At 56.0% G+C, this 17,253-nt stretch carries 14 protein-coding genes and 1 tRNA gene; 10 read left to right on the plus strand and 5 right to left on the minus strand.

The annotated features are described in order from the left end of the window. Window positions 1-38: 38 nt before the first annotated feature. The 3 genes from hisA to hisB form a co-directional block, all read right to left on the minus strand. Complete coding sequence (hisA, locus tag QGM61_RS02660; protein ID WP_281131795.1) at window positions 39-782, minus strand: 1-(5-phosphoribosyl)-5-[(5-phosphoribosylamino)methylideneamino]imidazole-4-carboxamide isomerase; 744 nt, start codon at window positions 780-782, stop codon at window positions 39-41. 66 nt (window positions 783-848) lie between these two features. Continuing rightward, the gene (gene hisH, locus QGM61_RS02665) at window positions 849-1,511 is read right to left on the minus strand and encodes an imidazole glycerol phosphate synthase subunit HisH (RefSeq protein ID WP_281131796.1); all 663 of its coding nucleotides are present in this window, start codon (window positions 1,509-1,511) and stop codon (window positions 849-851) included. Window positions 1,512-1,538: 27 nt separating this feature from the next. Continuing rightward, window positions 1,539-2,144 carry an imidazoleglycerol-phosphate dehydratase HisB gene (gene hisB / locus QGM61_RS02670; RefSeq protein WP_281131798.1) on the minus strand — a complete coding sequence of 202 codons (606 nt, stop codon included), beginning with the start codon at window positions 2,142-2,144 and terminating at the stop codon, window positions 1,539-1,541. A gap of 109 nt (window positions 2,145-2,253) precedes the next feature. Between hisB and QGM61_RS02675 the strand changes: the two genes are divergently transcribed. From QGM61_RS02675 to QGM61_RS02705, 7 genes are all read left to right on the plus strand, one after another. Then, on the plus strand, window positions 2,254-3,690 hold the full coding sequence (locus QGM61_RS02675) for a sensor histidine kinase (RefSeq protein ID WP_281131799.1): 1,437 nt from the start codon (window positions 2,254-2,256) through the stop codon (window positions 3,688-3,690). Window positions 3,691-3,741: 51 nt separating this feature from the next. Continuing rightward, on the plus strand, window positions 3,742-5,232 hold the full coding sequence (locus QGM61_RS02680) for a sigma-54-dependent transcriptional regulator (RefSeq protein WP_281131801.1): 1,491 nt from the start codon (window positions 3,742-3,744) through the stop codon (window positions 5,230-5,232). A 232-nt stretch (window positions 5,233-5,464) separates the two neighbouring features. Further along, window positions 5,465-5,839, plus strand: coding sequence for a DUF4168 domain-containing protein (locus QGM61_RS02685; protein ID WP_281131802.1), 375 nt, complete (start codon window positions 5,465-5,467; stop codon window positions 5,837-5,839). A 193-nt stretch (window positions 5,840-6,032) separates the two neighbouring features. Further along, the gene (locus tag QGM61_RS02690) at window positions 6,033-8,036 is read left to right on the plus strand and encodes an AsmA family protein (RefSeq protein ID WP_281131803.1); all 2,004 of its coding nucleotides are present in this window, start codon (window positions 6,033-6,035) and stop codon (window positions 8,034-8,036) included. Window positions 8,037-8,038: 2 nt separating this feature from the next. Beyond that, window positions 8,039-9,109, plus strand: coding sequence for an A/G-specific adenine glycosylase (gene mutY / locus QGM61_RS02695; protein ID WP_281131804.1), 1,071 nt, complete (start codon window positions 8,039-8,041; stop codon window positions 9,107-9,109). 38 nt (window positions 9,110-9,147) lie between these two features. Next, window positions 9,148-9,417 carry an oxidative damage protection protein gene (locus QGM61_RS02700; protein WP_281131805.1) on the plus strand — a complete coding sequence of 90 codons (270 nt, stop codon included), beginning with the start codon at window positions 9,148-9,150 and terminating at the stop codon, window positions 9,415-9,417. A 92-nt stretch (window positions 9,418-9,509) separates the two neighbouring features. Then, window positions 9,510-9,585 (plus strand) — tRNA-Phe (locus tag QGM61_RS02705). A 287-nt stretch (window positions 9,586-9,872) separates the two neighbouring features. Here QGM61_RS02705 and QGM61_RS02710 read toward each other — a convergent pair. Together QGM61_RS02710 and QGM61_RS02715 are read right to left on the minus strand one after the other, a co-directional pair. Further along, window positions 9,873-10,820: a hypothetical protein gene (locus QGM61_RS02710; RefSeq protein WP_281131806.1), complete on the minus strand. Its 948-nt coding sequence runs from the start codon at window positions 10,818-10,820 to the stop codon at window positions 9,873-9,875. A gap of 270 nt (window positions 10,821-11,090) precedes the next feature. After that, the gene (locus tag QGM61_RS02715; RefSeq protein WP_281131808.1) at window positions 11,091-14,159 is read right to left on the minus strand and encodes a TonB-dependent receptor domain-containing protein; all 3,069 of its coding nucleotides are present in this window, start codon (window positions 14,157-14,159) and stop codon (window positions 11,091-11,093) included. 282 nt (window positions 14,160-14,441) lie between these two features. Between QGM61_RS02715 and yrfG the strand changes: the two genes are divergently transcribed. From yrfG to QGM61_RS02730, 3 genes are all read left to right on the plus strand, one after another. Then, the gene (gene yrfG / locus QGM61_RS02720) at window positions 14,442-15,119 is read left to right on the plus strand and encodes a GMP/IMP nucleotidase (protein ID WP_237132934.1); all 678 of its coding nucleotides are present in this window, start codon (window positions 14,442-14,444) and stop codon (window positions 15,117-15,119) included. Between the two features lie 27 nt (window positions 15,120-15,146). Further along, window positions 15,147-15,548 (plus strand): RNA-binding S4 domain-containing protein, encoded by a 402-nt coding sequence (locus tag QGM61_RS02725; RefSeq protein WP_281131810.1) that lies wholly within the window; start codon window positions 15,147-15,149, stop codon window positions 15,546-15,548. A 123-nt stretch (window positions 15,549-15,671) separates the two neighbouring features. Further along, on the plus strand, window positions 15,672-17,246 hold the full coding sequence (locus tag QGM61_RS02730) for a phosphoenolpyruvate carboxykinase (RefSeq protein WP_237132932.1): 1,575 nt from the start codon (window positions 15,672-15,674) through the stop codon (window positions 17,244-17,246). Window positions 17,247-17,253 lie beyond the last annotated feature (7 nt).

Below are 17,253 nucleotides of genomic sequence, written 5' to 3' on the forward strand. Positions count from 1 at the left end.
TAATTCCTAATGGTCATCCTGAATGATTATGCCAGTGTTCAGTGGCCGTCGCAGTATGCCTGCGCCGCTGCCAGGTCCAATGCACCCTCATAGATTGCACGTCCGGTAATGGCTCCCATAATACCGCCACCAGAAGGAGTTTTGGCGACCGAAACCAGCTCGGCAATATCTTCCATACGACTGACACCGCCCGACGCAATCACCGGGACACGCGTCGCACTTGCCAGCCTTACGGTGGCTTCGACGTTAACGCCCTGCATCATGCCGTCGCGAGCGATGTCTGTATAGATGATGGCTTCAACACCATCATCAGCAAACTGTTGTGCCAGGTCTACTACATTGGTGCTTGATACTTCCGCCCAGCCATCCGTTGCAACCCAGCCATCTTTGGCGTCCAGACCCACAATTACCCGACCAGGGAATTCGCGGCAGGCCTGCGTCACAAACGCAGGTTCTTTGACAGCCTGCGTACCGATGATCACATATTGAACACCAACACCCAGATAGTATTCGATGGTTTTCAGATCACGGATACCACCGCCGATCTGCAAGGGGAGGTCAGGGTAGGCTTTGGCGATCGCCTCAACGATGGCCCCATTGACCGGCTCACCAGCAAACGCGCCATTCAGATCGACCAGATGCAATCGTCTGGCACCCTGTTCCTTCCAGTGCTGCGCTGTCTGGACCGGGTTGTCGGAGAAAACCGTTGAGTCCTCCATGCGCCCCTGGCGCAGGCGAACGCACTGGCCGTCTTTCAAGTCAATCGCGGGTATCACCAGCATGAGTCAAAACCTTGCAAAAAAATTGTCTTCGTTCGGGAAAATCAAACGCCTGCAGTCGGCCACCGCTCAGGCGCGACCATCCCAGGCCAGAAAATTGCGCAGCAGCTGCAGGCCGCTGTGCTGGCTTTTTTCAGGGTGAAACTGGACAGCAAACAGAGAGCCTTTGCTCAACGCGGATGCAAATGTATGCCCGTAATCTGTGGTCGCTGCACACAGCGTCGCATCCGTCGGTGCCACAAAGTAGCTGTGAACAAAATAGAAGCGGCTGTTGTCTTCGATGCCCTGCCACAGCGGGTGGGCCTGCCTCTGTTGTACCTGGTTCCAGCCCATGTGCGGCACTTTAAGACGTTTGCCGTCAACATCAAGCAATACGCCATTGCCAGTCTCGCCACCAAAGCGTTTGACCGTGCCTGACAGCAATCCCAGACACTCTACGTGCCCGTTTTCTTCGCTGCTTTCCATCAAGGCCTGCATGCCAACACAGATGGCCAGTACGGGTTTGCTGGCTTCCAGAGCCTGACTGACGATATCGTCAACGCCAAGTCTGCGGATCTCGGCCATGCAATCACGTATGGCGCCGACGCCAGGGAAAATGATTCGGTCGGCTGCCAGAATGCGCGAAGCATCGCTGGTAATTTCTACTCGGACATCGTCGCCCAGGCTTTCCATGGCTTTCGATACGGAATGCAGGTTACCCATCCCGTAGTCGATAACAGCTACATTATTCATACGCGTGTCGACCGGTCGTTCAATGGCTTACAGACAACCCTTGGTGGAGGGCACAACATTGGCACTGCGTGGATCAATTTCCATGGCCATGCGCAGCGCACGTCCAAAGGCCTTGAATACGGTTTCAATCTGGTGATGAGTATTGTGCCCGCGCAGATTGTCGACATGCAGCGTTACCAGCGCATGATTGACGAATCCCTGGAAGAACTCGTGGAACAGGTCCACATCAAATCCACCCACAGAGGCGCGGGTGAACGGCACGTGGAATTCCAGACCAGGACGGCCGGAAAAGTCGATGACAACCCGCGACAGGGCCTCATCCAGCGGCACATAGGCATGTCCGTAGCGGCGAATGCCCTTTCGATCCAGCGCCTTGTTGAATGCCATACCCAGTGTGATGCCCAGGTCCTCGACGGTATGGTGTGCATCAATTTCCAGATCACCATTGGCAACGATATCCATGTCGATCAGGCCATGACGGGCAATCTGATCCAGCATGTGATCCAGAAACGGCAAGCCTGTCTGGCACTTCAATACGCCACTGCCATCCAGGTTAACTGAAACCTTGATCTGCGTTTCTTTGGTATTGCGCTCGACCGCTGCCTGACGGCCCTGCTCTGACGATATAGACATCAACCTATCCTGAAAAGTCTGAATTGCGCGCGCATTATACGCCTTTAAGGCCATTGCCAGCCAGTAGCGCGTTTCCCATCCGCCGGCCGGACTGCTAAAGTAAAAAAACATGCAGATTCCTGGCTCGGTCAAAAATCTTTATACCTTGCGCCTGGCATTGCTGGCTGGCGTACTGATCCCGGTTGTGCTGGTGGTTGCGCTGGCAGGCTCGTGGTCGCTGCGCCTGCTGGAAGATCAGGTAAATCAGCGCATGCAGCAGGATATCGAGCTGATCGCACATGCTATCCGCCTGCCCTTGAGTCATGCGCTTGAACGGGATCGCATCGGCTCAATCAACCAGGCATTAAACTCCGCATTCACCATCGACGTGGTCTACGGCGCCTATGTCTACGACGAAAATGGTGAAGAAGTAGCCCGCAGCGGCCGACGCGCGGCTCGCGTGGCGACGGACCAGGCAGCATCACTGGCCGCCTCAGGCGACCAGCTGGGCGAATTCTCCCAGGCAGGCAATGAGGAAATTTTTTCCTACTTCGTGCCTCTCACCGATGCCGGTGGTCGCATCAACGGGCTGTTGCAACTGACCCGGCGCGGCAGCGACTTCAGTAACTACATTGCCATGGTGCGCGCCACCGCATGGTTTGCGCTTGCCGGCCTCTGCCTGATACTGGCCCTTATCGTAATCGGCGGTCATCACTATGCACTGGGCAGACCACTGCGCCGGATGCTGGGGGGGATAAAGCAGATCAGGAGCAAGGACTCCCAGGCCCGCCTCGCTATCGAGGGCCCCGCAGAAGTCAGGAATATATCTGGCAGCATCAACAATATGCTGGACCGCATCGAGAGCTCAGAAAAACTGGCAACAATTGGGCGCCTGTCTGCCGGTATCGCTCACGAGCTCGGCAGCCCGCTGGCGGCTCTGGACGGCAAAGCCCAGCAGGCCCTGCGCGAAACGGACCGCGAGTCCCGGACCGGTCGCTGTCTGACGCAGATTCGCGCCCAGGCCCAGCGCATGGAAGTCATCATCCGGCAGTTGCTGGATTATGGCCGCGATAACCCGCTGCAGCGTGTCAGTCTGGAAATCAGCCAGCTGGTCGAACAGGCCACCGACCATGCGCTGGCAGCAGCGCCCAGCACCAGAGACTCACTATGCGACGCCCAGCCGACTATCAAGGTCGAGGGCAAACCCCTGCGTGTGCGCGTGGACGCGATGCGTTTCGATCAGGCTCTCAGTAATCTGGTCGGCAATGCGCTTCATGCCTGTCAGTCTCAGATCATGATCAGCTGGGATGTCGTGGACACATCAGGGTCGCAATCAACCCGCATCATGATCGAGGATGATGGGGACGGAATCAGCCAAGACGAGCTGCCGAATCTTTTCGACCCATTTTTTACGACCAAACCAGTGGGTCAGGGCACGGGGCTGGGACTTGCTGTTGCCCACGCAGCCGTTGCTGACCACGGAGGACATATCTCGGTGACGCGCTCCGAACGTCTGGGCGGCGCCTGCTTCACGATCCATCTGCCTGCTCCAGCCCCTCAGGCATGACGCACCCTGACCGCCCATCAATTACCCAAAGGAAACGCACCGGGACATCGAATGGATGACAACATCACACAAGACACCGTTTTAATTGTCGAGGACGATGAGTCACTGCGCGAGCTGCTCACCGAAGAGCTGACGGATGCCGGCTACCAGGTGCTGGCTGTTGGTGATGCACGCAAAGCCGCGCTGATGCTGGAGAAGCATGACGTGCAGCTGATTATCAGCGACCTGCGCCTCCCCGGGGACACCGGCCTGGATCTGCTGGGTCATATCCGCTCAACCAGCTCTCAGCAAAACAGCCCTGGACCAGGGTTTATCATGGTGACTGCGTTTGGCACCGTAGAGCAGGCCGTCGACGCTCTTAAGCAGGGGGCCGATGACTTTTTAACCAAACCCATCAAACTGGATCACTTGCGAATCAGTGCCGACCGGGTCATACAGCGCCGCCGGCTTCAGGAAGAACTGGCACGCTACAAGGCCCTGATTGACGACCAGGAGTTTCACGGCATGCTGGGCCGCAGTCGGGCCATGCAGCAGTTATTCAACAATATCCGGATGGTCGCGCGAGCAGGCGGTCCGGTGTTGATCTCCGGTGAAAGTGGTACTGGCAAGGAGCTGGTGGCCCGCGCCATTCATGCCGAAAGCGATCGAAAAAACGCGCCTTTCATTGCCATAAATTGCGCGGGCATCCCGCCAGCGCTGCTGGAAAGTGAGCTCTTCGGCCACACCGCAACCGCATTTACGGGTGCCCAGAAGGCACGTCAGGGTCTGTTTGCCGAGGCCGACGGTGGCAGTCTGCTGCTGGATGAAATTGGTGAAATGCCTGTCGAGATGCAGGCCAAGTTGCTGCGAATCCTGCAGGATGGGCGTATTCGACCGGTAGGGGCAGATCAGGAGAAACAGCTGGATGTCCGTATTCTTGCCGCCACCAACCGCAAACTGGAGCAGGAGGTAAGCGACGGTCGCTTTCGTGAGGACCTGTATTTTCGACTGCAGACCTTCGCCATCGAGGTACCCGCGCTACGTGATCGTGACGATGATCTTGATCTGTTGATCGCACATTTCATCCGGCGCGTCAGCCTGCAGCAGAACAAAAACATAACGGCAATCGATGAGCCCGCCCTGTTGCGGCTGCGTCAATACGACTTCCCCGGCAATGTGCGCGAACTCGCCAGCACCATCGAGCGAGCCGTCACGTTCTGTCAGGGCAGCGAAATCGGGCTGCAGGACATGCCGGAGCGCCTGCGGCACGCCAGCTCAACACTGTCGATACCCAAAATCAGTGATGCAGACACGGCAGAGATCGGTGACAGGACGTCGCAGGAATCCGTATTCCTGGAATTGATCAACCGCCTTGAGGGCAGCCAGCCGGACCCGGAGAAATGGACCTCACTACCTTCGCTGGAGCAGGCCTATATTGACTATACCCTGCAGCGATTTAAAGGAAACAAACGGCAAACCGCCAATGCCCTTGGTATTGGTCGAAGAACGCTGTATCGCAAGCTCGGCGATGACACAGATGCGGAAACTGGCGATCACAGCTAACTGGATCAGCGTGCCGGCAAGGCCGCGCCCGGGCTGGCGGAATTGGTGCCTGAATTGATGCCTGAATGGCTGTCTGACACACCCATGGAGGCACATGCGCCACTCTGACACACCGGACCAGCTTCGATCAAAAATAATTTAACTAACAATATCAGTCGATTAGACAACTCCACAGACTGGCATGATGCTTGAATATCACCACGGCACATGAACACTATGGAGGATACTCATCATGTTGAAGAAGCTGATTTTCTTGCCGCTGACCTGCGCCCTTGCCTTCCTCGCTGCACCGGTTCACGCCCAGCCAGCACCGCAGGCCGCGCCACAGGGTGCGCCGCAAATGGAACTGACAGCCGAGCTGAAGGATAACTTTGTGGCAGCCTACACTGACATCATGGAAATCCAGATGCGGTATGCACAGCAGCTGCAGTCAGTCACTGATGAAGCTGAAGCCAACACCCTGCAGCAGGCTGCACAGGGAGAGATGCAGCAGGCCGTTGAAGCCAATGATCTGAGCATTCAGCAGTACAATCAGATCATTCAGATGGCCTCAGCTGACCCGGCACTTCTGCAGGAGCTGGAGACAGCCATTGAAGCCAACTCCTGAGGGGCTTCTTTAAGCGCAGCAATGACGGCTGCTGCCAGGCAGCCGTCGCTTCGCTTTTTCGCAGCGTAGCTTCCCTGCAACCACTGCCTGATCTCCCGCCACAGCTTCCTAAAAAATCGCAAATTTTGCACCCATCCGATTTCGTGCGACAATCAAAGGCCATGTTCAGTCTGCTCCGGGAATGCGGCAATCCATGTCAAAGTTATTGAAGTATCTGACTTTTTTTATCACCGGCCTGCTTGTTTTTGTTGTTGCGCTGGCGTTGATTCTATTTGTGGTAATCGACCCCAATCGGTACCGACCCGTGCTGGAGGACCTGGTTGCCAGCCAGACTGGCCTGCAACTGCAGATTGCCGGGGACATGAACTGGACTTTCAGGCCAGTTTTCGGGCTCAGCCTGCAGGATGTGCGCCTGAGCAATGGCGTGACTCCGCAGGAGCTGGCTTCCTTCTCCAACGTAGCACTTAGGCTGGAACCAGCGGGCCTGTTTCGGGGCGAGCTGAATCTTCAGGAATTCATTGCCGAAGACCTGCACATCAACTGGACCGTCGACAGCAACGGCCAGACAAACTGGCTGCTGGACCTGCCACCCAGTGAGGCACCTGCCCAGACCAGCAGTGCCGGCAGCATACCGGTCGATATCAACATCGCACAGGTGACCCTCAATAATGCCAGCATCGACATACAGGATCAGCAGCAGGGGCTCAATGCCAGCCTGCGGCGCCTGAACCTGTCGGGCTCGAATACCAATCTGCAGGGTCAGGAGTTTCCACTGGAAATCAGCACTCAGCTGATTGATCAGACTACCAACCGGCGCCTCGACCTGAATCTGCAGAGCGACACATCCATCGACCTGGACGCTGGTGACATCGCACTGAGCGACATCAGGTTCAACCTCAGCCCATTGCTGATTACCGGCTCAGCCGAAATCAACAACTTCCGCAACGATCTGAGCTGGCAGGCTGACCTCAGCAGCCAGCCGTTTAATCTCAGTTACCTGTTGGAAAACTTCATGGCGTTGCCAGAAGACAGCATGCCGGCGCCAGACGAGCAGCAGATTACTGTGCAGACTCTGCGGGTCAACGGCGATACCGAAGGAGTCACGCTGCAGGAGCTGTTGCTGGGACTCAATGACACCAGCCTGGAACTGTCCGGCGACCTGTTGTTCGCTACCGGCAACCGTCGCATGATGATTGGCTACGAGTTACGCGGCGGCGACATCAACCTCGACGACTGGCTGCCTGCCTCCGAAGAAGGACAAGCCTCTGCAACAGGCTCTGGCACTAGTGGTGGCGCATCCACCGCCAATGCAACTGAGCTGCCACTGGAGATACTGAACACACTGGATTTGCGCGGCAACCATTCCTTTGACTCCATCAGCTATTCTGGTCTGCGTCTGGCACCAGTAAGTGCCACCCTGCAAATCCAGAATGGCGTGCTTAATCTGGTCAGCCAGCCCGCAGGTTTCTACGACGGCACGCTGGCTGCGACCGCCTCCGTCAATGCCAGCAACAGGCCTGCGCGTGTCGAGCTTGAGACTCAGCTTGAGAATGTCAGTGCTGTCGCACTAACTGAGGACAAACCCAGACTGGGCTTTTTCACTGGTAATTTTAACGCCAATACCAGCCATACCATGCAGGGCAATACCGTTGACGCCCTGCTCAACAGCATCTCTGGCGCGAGCCAGATGCAAGTAGCCAACAGCTCGGTGGACATCACTATGCTGAAACAGGTGTTTGCAGCCATCTCAGTGCTCAATCCCGATGGCAACCTCGCTGCGCAGTGGCCTGACACCGTTCGCTTCAACAGTGTCGAAGCATACCTGCTGTTCAACGACGGTCTCGATGAGAATCAGGAATTGCGCATGCGACTGGATAATTTCGACGTAAGCGGTACCGGCGGAATCAACCTGGATCAAGGTGAGTTTGATTACAGCGTAGAGTTCACTATTCTGGGCGAGCCGGCACCTCAGACAATACGAGTCAACCCGAACTATCATAATATTCCCTGGCCCATTCGATGCGACGCCGCCTTCGCGGACCCCGGCCTGCAATATTGCAGCCCCGACCTGCAGCGCGTGCGCGAGGTGTTTGCGCAAATGGCGCGCAATGAAGTGGAACGCCGCGCCAGTGAGGCCATTGGCGAGCAGGTCGAGCGCCTGCGTAACCGCGTGCGCGAACTTTTCCAGAACAACTGATAGTGCCATCAGCAAGGAACAATCCGCCACTCCTGGACTCAGAAGTGGTCCTGGAATGGTTTGATGACCACGGCCGGCATGATTTGCCGTGGCAGCATGATCAGACTGCCTATCGCGTCTGGGTTTCAGAAATCATGCTGCAGCAGACTCAGGTCAGCACGGTCATCCCCTATTACCAGCGCTTTATGAGCAGCTTCCCGACCGTCGAAGCGCTGGCTGCTGCGCCCCTTGATGAAGTGCTGCACCTGTGGACAGGCCTGGGTTACTACGCCAGGGCCCGTAACCTGCACAAAACGGCCCAGAAAGTAGTCAGCGAATTCGACGGCGAGTTTCCCGCATCGCTTGAATTACTTGAGTCATTGCCCGGCATAGGTCGCTCCACCGCTGGCGCCATCCTGTCTCTGGCGCTGAACAGGCGTGGCGTCATTCTGGACGGCAACGTGAAGCGCGTTCTCTGCCGTTATTACGCGATTTCCGAATGGCCCGGCAACAGCAAGACCCTGACTCAACTTTGGGAGCTCGCCGACGCCTCGACGCCAGAGCAACGCTTTGGTGACTATGCCCAGGCCATGATGGACCTGGGCGCAACGCTCTGCACGCGCAGCCGACCGGCCTGCCTGCATTGCCCGCTCGTAAAACACTGTCAGGCCAGACAGCAGGGTATTGAGTCGCAAATTCCGGCCAGCAAACCACGCCAACCCTTACCGGAGAAGTCTGTCTATATGATCATGTGGCAGGACGCCGATGGCCGGATATTCCTGCAGCAGCGACAGGCCTCCGGCATCTGGGGTGGCCTGTGGAGTTTCCCCGAGTGCGAAGACAGGGATTCCCTGGATCAGTGGCTGCACGATCGTCAGTTGCAGATTGGCAGCATCTGGCCTAAGGTCAGCCACACATTCAGTCATTTTCGTCTGCACATCACCCCGGTGCATGTCACTGGTTCAATCGACGCTGGCCAACCGGGCCGAGGGGTCGCAGATTCTGCAGGTATAATCTGGTATCACAGCCAGACACAGACGCCCCAGGTTGGTCTGGCTGCACCAGTCAAGAAGCTATTGCAGCAGCTGACGTGAAAACGATTATTCAGATCATAAAGACATAGAGGAACAACATGTCCCGCACTGTTTTCTGCAAGAAGTACCAGAAAGAACTTCCGGGATTGGCAATGCCACCCTATCCGGGTCCCAAAGGCCAGGAGATATTCGAGTCTGTTTCCGCCCAGGCCTGGCAGGACTGGCAGAAGCAGCAGGTCATGCTGATCAACGAAAAACACCTGAGCATGGCCAGCGCCGACGACCGTAAGTACCTGCAGGCGCAAATGGACAAATTTTTCAATAATGAAGACTTTGATACTGCCAGCGGGTACGTCGCGCCGGAATAGAAAATTGCCCATCAAATCCCGTTCAGAGACTTGACTCCGGCAGCCGCAACGGTTTTAATACGCGCCTTGTCGCCATACGACAGCCAAATTACGCCCAGGTAGCTCAGTCGGTAGAGCAGAGGATTGAAAATCCTCGTGTCGGTGGTTCGATTCCGCCCCTGGGCACCACATACAAAAAGCCTCGCATTAGCGGGGCTTTTTTGTATGTGGCGTCCAGGGGCTGGATGAGAACCACCGCCTGGTTCGACAAACTACGCAGTAGTTTGCAACGAGCGCGCCAGCGCGAAGCCCGTCAGGGTCGTAAACAGCCACAAGCTGTTTACGATACTTCCGCCCCGTAGACCAAACCACTACTCTGCTTCAAAGCCTCGCATTAGCGGGGCTTTTTTGTATGTGCTGTCTCCTCATCCAAGAGGGGGCCGGATGAAATCCACCGCCCTACCCAAAATCCACCTTTACTGCGCTGAATCCTGTTCCTGGCGCCGCGCACCTGCCAGCGCGCCTACCAGAGAGTAATTACCCTCATGACAGGCATATTCCAGTATTTGACTACCTTCCGGCATTCGGCGCATAGGAACTTCGGCCGTCCACGGTCTTCCAAAAACCTCTGGGTCGTTCATCGTCACGCGATAGATAAGCTGACCTTCATCGTCATATCGAAATGTCTCGGTTGTGGTCAATTCCACTGAGGAACCTCGGAAGGATTGCTGTGGATGAAGATTGCGGGTTTCCACAATCAGCGTATCACCGTCCCAGCGAGCGACAGAGTCACCCATCCATCGATACAATGCCGGGTCTCCATGGCTGTCATCAATACGAACAATTCGAACGTCATTCACCATCTCTGCCAAAATCATGACGTAGTCCGCTGTCTGGACAATCTGGTAGTTGCTGTTGTACGACATGGGCAACATCGGCGGTCCGGCTGTCGACAATACTGACAGAAGACATCGCTCCCCGGTTGGACGCACCTCCGGACCTGCAAAAGCATCCAGTCCCGTTCGCGCCAGCGCCTGGCTGACAAAGTCCCGCCCCCTGCCATCTTCGGCATAGGGGATTCTGCCGTCAGGAGGATCGACCACCAGAGAGGTACGGTACTCACCATCCACGCGAGCCACGTAGCCACTAGCGAAATACCAGTCGGCTTCTAGCGCAATCGGGCCGCCTTTCGGCGGTGGGCCGCGGTCTGGATCCAGAAAGCCATTATCAGTATCCGTAAGGTCTGTCAGTCCGGCCGCCGAACCGGGTCGCCATTGAGCCGCTTCCTCAGCGCTCATGGCCTGGCGACCAGCGAATTGTGACGGCCGCTCCAGGGGCGTCTCGGTTTCGTTGGTCCAATAGCCCTGAAAATCCGGCTTGCCGCTGCTTAATCGCGGAATCTCTGCATCAGCCTTTGAATGCATAAGCATCCCCAGCACCAAGACTGTCGAAAAATATAGCAGCGGAGTGTGCTTGGCCGGTTTCATCAAAAACCTCTGCGTTGGTTATTGTCTGAACCGGATATTATCTGTTATCGCAAAAGATAGTGAGACGCGACGGGCAAACTGCTGCAAAAGGGCCAGGCTTGTTGACAAAGATCAAATACTGCTCGACAGGAAACCACTGCCCAGAAACGACAACAGCGGGCCACTTTCTGTAGCCCGCTGTTGCTCGGTTTTGGCCTATCTCATTCCTCAGAACGTCTTACGTATACCCACCTCAAACGTCCTGCCCAGCGGGTTACCGATCCTCGGATCGTAGCCAAACTCCTGACGTGACGCCGGCGGATCTTCATCTGTGATGTTGTTGATGGACGCAGTGAAACTTGCCCATTCGTGATCCCATATCCAGTGGAAATCACCGGCCAGCCAGCCGCCCGGATCAACACCATAGTAGGAAGGCTCAAACGGCGTCGTAGTACCTGGCTGGAAGCCACTGGGAACCAGGGCCGCCTCGTTAATGGTGCCATCAGCATTGTAGTAACGCTCATCCTTGACGCCATCAATGTAGCCGATCACCAGACGGAAGTTATGGTCTCCCTGACCGTAGTTGATGTTGACGTTGGCACGCCATTCAGGTGCTGCCTGCGCAATGGTTGCGAAGTTCAATGTTCCCAGACGGTCATCGCCCGGATCGAGCAGGAAACCGTCCAGCGTGGTTTCGCCAAACTCAAACTTCTCAACCTTGGTCAGCGTTAGACCGAGCCGCATGTCGCCAGCAAAAGCCGGGAAGCTGTAGTTCGCCTGTACATCAAAGCCTTCTGTCAGCTGGCCCGGGCCATTACCGAACTCGGTAGTAATCGCGGCGAAGTCGTTGGCTGTCGTGACACCCTGGGTACAGGTGCCGCCATTGAACTGAACACGCCCGATCAATGGGTGTGAACAGTCCGCCAGCGCCGTCCGGTTGCTGGGCACATTGGTCTGTCCGGGTGGCGGGATGCTGAACACCGAGCTGGCAATAGTGTTGGCTGATGCCAGCAGGCCAAGTTCATCTTCGGTTTCAATACTGAAGTAGTCCACAATGAACTGGAAGTCGTGGCCGGCATCAAAGCCTTCCGATTGCCAGATAAAGCCGGTATTCCATACCGTTGCAGTTTCTGGCTCGATACCGGTCGCCGTCACCGTGGTCGCGCCACGCCAGTCACCACCCGCAATCGTGTAGCTGTTGACACCTACGTTAACTTCACCCGGGTTCAGACCTGCGCCTGGCGCCTGATAGTTGGTGCCGTATGATCCGCGGAACGACAGGTTATCGGTAATATCGTACTTGCCTGAAACCTTGTACACCGTTGCATCGAGGTCACCACTGAAACGCTCGTGACGAACCGCTGCAGTCATGTTCAGACGATCCAGCAGTGGCAGGCTGAATTCAGCAAACGCCGATTCCTGCTGCTGGCTGGTGGAGTCTGGCGGGTTGATACCAAAGAAGAAGAACGGGCCAGGACCATCTGGCGTACAGCCATTGTACTCTGGATCAGTTGGATCCCGTGGTGTCTGCTCATCCCAGAAACAGGGCATAGCGCCGTTATAGATGGGGTCTGGCACTGTCTGACGGTTGCGGCTGTCCCGGTACTGAACACCGGCACCCCAGGCAATATTACCGCCGGGCAGCTCAATGGGCGTCAAGCCACTGAAGACCAGATCTACTGTGGCGCTCCAGGCAGTGGTTTCTGTGTAGCGGTCATTAAACAGCCATTGACGCAGCTCCAGCGGGTTCTGCAGCGATGGATCAAATGCGGGGTTTGGCAGACCGAGTTCAGGCTGACTGGCAAAGTTGGTGGCAAACGGGTTGTACCACATACAGTCACCAACACCGGCCAGTGCCGGATTTTGAGTGCCCAGGCGGTTGGGATCCAGATCTGGCGCATTACAGTTCGGCCCACCGAAGCCGTTCAGGGCCTGCTGAACGCGGGCACCCATGATGTCCGGTGCAGAGCTGCGGATGTCCGACTGATTGTAGGTAAACGCCAGATCCCAGCTGATGTCGTTGGACAACTCACCGGTAAAGCCAGTAGAGATGTGCCAGTTACGGCTTTCGTTTTCGTTCGGAGTGCTGTGCAGACCGGGCCCCGCCCAGGTGTCATTACCGCCGTGCGCGAAAGCACGATAGGTGATGGGTGTATAGCCTTGGGTCAAGCCAAACAGACGGTTATTCGCCCAGCCGGTACGCTGCGCAAACTCTTGAACAAATGGGTTGGTCGAAGGAACATAAAGTTGATAGGTCAGCCCCGATGTCTGCGCCGGGCCACGGACCACTGGTTGCGATGGCGAGCCATAGGCCTCTGGAGTGTATACGCGCCCATATGCTGCCCGGGCGTAGAACTCCAGCGTATCCGACATTTGTGTCGTCACCTGGCCAAACAGACGATAGATTTCGTTTTCCTCAACCACGTTGTAATACGGAATATAGCCATAGTTACAAGTGAATGCGTTGACGTAAATACCACCCACCGCATTACATGACTCTGGTGTAAAGTCTGACACCAGCCCCAGCGGCGTGCCCCACTCCGAGTTTGCCGTCAGGCCAGGGTTAGAGGGTAGCGTCGCTCTGGGCACCCAGCCCGCCAGGTTGGTCAGCCCCGACCATGGCGCCGGGTTAACACCGTAAGGCAGGCTGGAAAAATCCCTGTCCTTGGTCTGTAAGCGTGAGCGGTGATCCCACTCAGCTGCCACCAGAATATTACTGTCACCAACATCCCAGCCGGCTTTACCAGTGACATTCCAGTCACCGTCGGAATCGAATCCGCCTTTGTAGGATGAGCTCAGCTCAAATCCCGAAAAACTGTCTTCGGTGATGAAGTTGACGACACCACCGGTGGCGTCCGCACCGTAAGTCACGGCAGCGCCATCCTTCAGTATTTCTATGCGAGAGGTCACTGATGACGGAAACAGTGAGGAGTTCTGTGGGGTCCGGCGTCCGTTAAACAGGGTCAGAGTTTTGTCAGAGCCAATCCCTCGCAGGTTGAAACTGACATTACCGGTATTGCCTGAACCACCAAAATAATACGCCTCACCGGTGATGGGACCACCTGAAGTGAGGGTTTTGGCGAATTCGAGAGCTGTGGGACTACCGGTCTCCAGAAGTTCGGCTGCTGAGAAGACCTCAACGGGCAGTGCGGTGTCAACCGGGGTTCCCCTGATAAGTGAACCTGTTACGATGACTTCTTCGATTTCTGCTTCCTGGGCAGCGATCGGGACCGCGGTGCTCGCAAGCATGATGGCCAGCGCCAAAGAATGACGCCTGCCTTTGTAGACATTTTGCATGTGGTCACGCTCCTGTAGTTATTGTTTTTCTACTCGAATGGTCCGTAAAGCACCACTGATACAGCTACCGCGTGGAATCGACGACGACTGCTGACTGTCATGACCGAAATTGACTATTTTCCTTGGGTGTTACAGATTCAAGCAATACTCAACCGACTGTTACAAATGTATTGCTAACAATTCCCATTCGGCGCACCGCTGCGGGCGATCGCCATGCTTGCAACTGGCGCACCCATGTCATTAAATGGTGTACAACTCCAAACGAACCATCAAGCAAGTACTATGATCAACTGGCAAGACATCGATACTGTCATATTCGACATGGACGGCACCCTGCTCGATCTGCACTTTGACAACTATTTCTGGGAACATCTGGTTCCTGCCACCTGGGGCGCCCGAATCGGCCTGTCGCAGCAGGAGGCGTGGGCACGACTAAGCGAGCAATACCGCAACCTGCACGGACAGCTCAACTGGTACTGCATTGACTACTGGTCGAGCACCCTGCAGCTGGACATCCAGAAGATGAAAGACGAGCTGCGTCACAAGATTGCGGTACGGCAGCACGTTCCCGAATTCCTGCAACGCCTCAAACAACTGGAAAAACAACTGCTGCTGGTCACCAACGCGCATCCTGGCAGCCTGAACCTGAAGCTCGATCACACCAGAATAGGTGACTACTTCGACGCAACCATCAGCTCACATTCCCTGGGCAAAGCCAAAGAGAACCACGGTTTCTGGGAGCAGTTGCGCCAGCAACACCCATTCCTGCCTGCACGCACCGCGCTATTCGATGACAATCTCAATGTGCTGAGACAGGCCCAGCGAGAGGGCATAGCGCATCTGTATGCCATTGAGCAGCCAGACAGTCAGCGCCCGCCCGTTGAACAGGGCGAGTTCTACCAGGTACGCCACTTTATCGATATCATGCCTCAGGCAACTGAAGCGGTTTCTGCCAACTGATCAGCAATAGAGACAAAACTCATACCCATGTCAGACCAGGTTAACAACGCGCCCGCCAAAGTCAGACTGGACAAATGGTTGTGGGCCGCGCGACTTTTCAAAACACGGGCTCTTGCTAAAACCGCCATAGAAGGCGGCAAAGTGGAAATTGACGGCCAGAAACCCAAGCCTGGCAAGGAAATAGGGGTCGGTACGATTCTCAAGGTGCGTCAGGGCTGGGATGATCGCATCATGACAGTGCTCAAGCTTTCCGAACAACGGCGAGGTGCTCCCGAGGCGCAGCAGCTTTATGAGGAGACCGAAGAAAGTATTCGCGAGCGCCAGCGCGTGGCAGAGCTTCGAAAAATGCAGTCAGCCGGACCTTTCTCAAGTGAAAAACCCAACAAAAAAGACCGTCGCCTGCGACAGGCCATGAAGGGCCGCTTTTAGGCCATTGCGCTGACGCGATACGGCGTGAATGACCCATGATAATCACAGTATGATCACCTGAGCTTTTTTGGCATAATGCCGACGATCTCTCATCCCGATGCAAGCAGTCCAGGAAGGTAACGTATGACTACCATTACGCAGGACATTACGCAGGACGCTACGCGCACGATCTACAAAAACCTCGCTCCCGCCCGACTGATCGAAATTGCTCTGCAGCGGAATGAAGGCACGCTGGCCGACAATGGCGCCCTGGTGGTCACGACAGGACAGCGCACTGGCCGCAGCCCCAAGGATCGCTTCATCGTAAAAGAGTCAGCCTCAGAAGGCCTGATCGACTGGGGCGCCGTCAACCAGCCCTTTGATCCGGCAAAGTTTGACGCCCTGTGGCAGCGTGTCAGTGACTATATGTCGGATAAAGACGTTTTTATTGCGGATCTGCACGTCGGATCGGATCCAGAACACTACATTCCCGTACAGGTGAATGCGCAGTATGCCTGGCACTGCCTGTTTGGCAGCACGCTGTTCATCAAATCACCGGACAACTACAACCCGAAAGACAAGGCAGTCTGGCAGATTCTCAGCGCACCGGAATTTGTCTGTGATCCTGGCCGCGACGGCACCAACTCGGACGGGGCAGTAATCATCAATTTTGCACAGCGCAAGGTGCTGCTGGCAGGCATGCGTTACGCTGGCGAGATGAAAAAATCGATGTTCTCGGTACAGAACTTCCTGTTACCAGAAAAAGACGTGTTGCCCATGCACTGCTCTGCCAACGTCGGTGAAGACGGTGATGTCTGCCTGTTCTTTGGACTGTCTGGCACCGGCAAAACCACCCTGTCTGCAGACCCAGCACGTTACCTGATTGGTGATGACGAGCACGGCTGGGGTAAAGGCACCGTGTTCAATCTGGAAGGTGGTTGCTACGCCAAGTGTATTGATCTGAGCCAGGAAAATGAGCCAGTCATCTGGGATGCGATCAAGTTCGGATCCGTGATCGAGAATGTTGTCATCGACGAGAAATCGCGTCAGGCTGATTATGCCGACACCAGCCTGACTCAAAATACCCGCGCCTGTTATCCGCTGACCCATATCCCCAAGCGCGTGGCAGAAAACCGTGCCGGTGAACCCAAATCGATCGTATTCTTAACCTGCGACCTGACGGGCGTGCTGCCTCCAGTGTCAATCCTGACGCCTGAAGCTGCCGCCTATCATTTTCTCAGCGGCTACACCGCACTGGTTGGCTCCACCGAAGTGGGTGCAGGTGATGGCATCAAGTCCACCTTTTCAACCTGTTTTGGCGCGCCTTTCTTCCCACGCCCGGCGGGCGTCTACGCTGAGCTGCTGATCAAACGCATTGCCGAGTTCAACAGCCAGGTGTATCTGGTTAATACCGGCTGGACAGGTGGCCCTCACGGCGTTGGCAAGCGCTTCAAAATTCCTGTTACCCGTGCGATTCTGCATGCCATTCAGACAGGTGCCCTGCGCAATGCGGAAACCACACATCTCGATGGCATCAACCTGACCATTCCGACATCCGTACCCGGAGTCGACAGTGCACTGCTGAACCCGAAAGACACCTGGGCAGATCCGTCACGTTACGATGCCAAGGCGGCCGACCTGATTGATCAGTTCCGCAACAACTTCAAGCGGTTCAAGGTTTCGGAAGCCATTGTGTCAGCCGGCCCGCAGGCGAGCTAGCCAAAGC

The organism is Pseudohongiella sp. SYSU M77423, from assembly GCF_029911965.1.
In the GTDB taxonomy this organism is placed as follows: Bacteria; Pseudomonadota; Gammaproteobacteria; order Pseudomonadales; family Pseudohongiellaceae; genus Pseudohongiella.